Genomic DNA, 2,408 nt, shown 5'->3' on the forward strand with positions numbered 1-2,408 from the left:
TGTGTTCCCTGCTCGCAAGTGGTTGGCGCTGTCGGCGCAGGGGGCCTTTGGGCAGGGATTGGCAGTCGAGTTCTATCACTCGGTTGGCGATACTCGGCTCCGTGGCCGTACCATGGGTCTTTGAGCGCTGCTTGAAGGGCATGGCGGTTTAATGCCTCGGGGTTGTCACGCTTGAGTTGCTTACAGCTGCTATAGACCCCTCTGCAGTACAAATAAGCACACCCCATAACAGCAGCAACAGCATATGAACCGAACATAATACCTAAGGCTACACTACCGGCATTAGAATTAGAGTCAGGATCAGAAGTCGTGTTCAGGTTTGTCGTTGGATGGACTGAAGATGAAGTCAACGGTGTGCCTGCCTCGTTTGATCCGAAGCCATATGCCGGGTATGCGCCCACCAAAGCAGGCATTGTCGTCAAAACCAACAGGCCCTGATTAATGAACGGAACAGGCTGGGAGGTGAGACCGGCAACGCTGCGAATCAGCTTATTGCCGCCCTGCAGGCCAGCCTGCAAGGTTCCTTTGACAAAATCTACTCCGTATTCAGACAGGGATTCGTCTGTAGAAGTGACAATATTTCCCGTGCCAATATCCGGGCAGACAGATTGGATGGGGGGTGTCCGGTTGACAGCCCTGCCAGTGGTCGTTGGCACCTGGTGATTACATTCGGTTTGGGAAGCTACGTCTTTTTTTAAGGCAGCAGTTTGCGCAAGGGACAAACTGGATGATGATCCAGGGATAGCGTGCATTTTTGCAATTCCTTTCGAAGTAATATGGTAATTCAGACCATCAATCGGTAATTAAGTTCTATCCGGGGAGTTATCGCGAAAATAGCACAAGCACTGGGACCACGAAGGACACAAGGACCATTTTGAATACCCGCTGTGGGTCCTGCCCCATTTTGGCAACCGCCTCCTCACCATAGGACTGGCTGTTGGGGTCATGGTGATATTGGTGGACCTGATGGGTGGCTTTGGCTTTTTTCAGTGCATTAATGGCAGGCGTTATGGTAACTCCCAATCAAAGATCTATTTGACCGCGCAATGACTACGCAATGTTTTCGTCTGAGCCGCGCCATGAGCCTTGGTTTGGTTCTTGGACTACATTTATTGAGATCGGTGCAGGGTTCTCCTGTCTATCGGGCTATACTTTGCAGGCCGGAGATGGCGATTCCGTCGATATCGATTGCGACTACAGTTTGAATATCCTATGGGCGCAGGTTTTACCTTTGGTGACCAGCACAATACCCAATCAGTCTTTGGGCATTTCATTATTACAATGCAGGGCAGCATAGAAAGAACGATGGTTTCAAACTGCACGAAATGGCTTTCGGTTACAACTTTATGAACGATAACTACGACAGGTAACACTATGGACGGCCCATCAGCTGATAACTATCAACCAACGACAACATCGCCCCTGCTGACTCAGACTGAACACCTAAGGACAAGGGACGACCTGCCCCAGCGCCAGACAGCCAACGGTATTACGCCTGAAGGCTCCCCCCTGATGCTTCGCAGGGCACAGGGCACTGACCTTTCCGACAACGCCCGTCACAAAATCAGCAACCTGTTTCACATAATCAATAAGCGTCTGAATATGATGCCCGAGATGGCACAGCTGAAGTTGAGGTTGGAGCAGCCAGTGTTTGACCGGAGCCGTGAACAGCTGGTGATGGGCAAGGCCCTGAACTACGCCGACAGTATTAATCTGGACAGAGAGCTGGTCCAGCGCTTTATCCAGAGCCAGATGGATATCGCCAGGCTTTTACAAGAGCAGGAGCAGACACCGTCCCCCCTGGATGCAGAACAGGCGGCTCTGCGTAAACAGGAGCTGCGGAACAGTTTGATTGCCATTACACCAAAGATGTTAGATACACTGAAAGAGATTCAGGATGATCTTGAACTGGTAGCATTCCGTACCGCGATACAGACGACACTGAGCTATGAGATGAAAGGGCTACCACTGCAAAATAAACATCTGCAGGAGATTGTATTCTGGTCGCTCTATCCCGGGCATGCTTCCTGATTCCAGCAAAACACGGAGTTGCTCCGGCTCTCTCTCCTGCACAAGCACCCAGGGTCGAACTGCCCAGGCTATTACCGCATTTTTCCCCGCCATGGCCACATAATCCGAACACTGATTCAGTGGGATTAATGGCGGGGTTCTGAAAATACTCTATGCCGTTTGCCGGGTAGCCGTCACAACCAGTTCACGGATACAGACATTCTGCGGCTGCTGGTATACGAAGGTAATACAACGGGCAATATCCTCTGCCGTAATAACACCGCCCATGCCGTCTTTCCACTGTTCATAGCCATCTACGATGTCACTGGACGTGGTATGACTCAGAAGCTCGGTTTCTACCGCTCCCGGAGCGATGGTTACTACCCTTACACTGTCGT

The 2,408-nt window shown here is 51.1% G+C and carries 2 protein-coding genes and 1 pseudogene; 1 reads left to right on the forward strand and 2 read right to left on the reverse strand.

The genetic code is table 11. The features are described from left to right. A partial coding sequence (locus KDK13_RS18100) for a hypothetical protein (protein WP_257286397.1) occupies nt 1-752 on the reverse strand: 752 nt, incomplete at its 3' end. Nucleotides 753-1,374: 622 nt separating this feature from the next. On the opposite strand from KDK13_RS18100, the gene KDK13_RS18105 reads away from it, so the two are divergent. Continuing rightward, on the forward strand, nt 1,375-2,031 hold the full coding sequence (locus KDK13_RS18105) for a chorismate mutase (protein ID WP_257286398.1): 657 nt from the start codon (nt 1,375-1,377) through the stop codon (nt 2,029-2,031). Nucleotides 2,032-2,181: 150 nt separating this feature from the next. On the opposite strand, the pseudogene KDK13_RS18110 reads toward KDK13_RS18105, so the two are convergent. After that, nucleotides 2,182-2,408, reverse strand: a pseudogene (locus KDK13_RS18110) (oxidoreductase); the annotation flags it as partial.

This window comes from Endozoicomonas sp. SESOKO1 (assembly GCF_024606265.1).
Taxonomy (GTDB): Bacteria; Pseudomonadota; Gammaproteobacteria; order Pseudomonadales; family Endozoicomonadaceae; genus Endozoicomonas.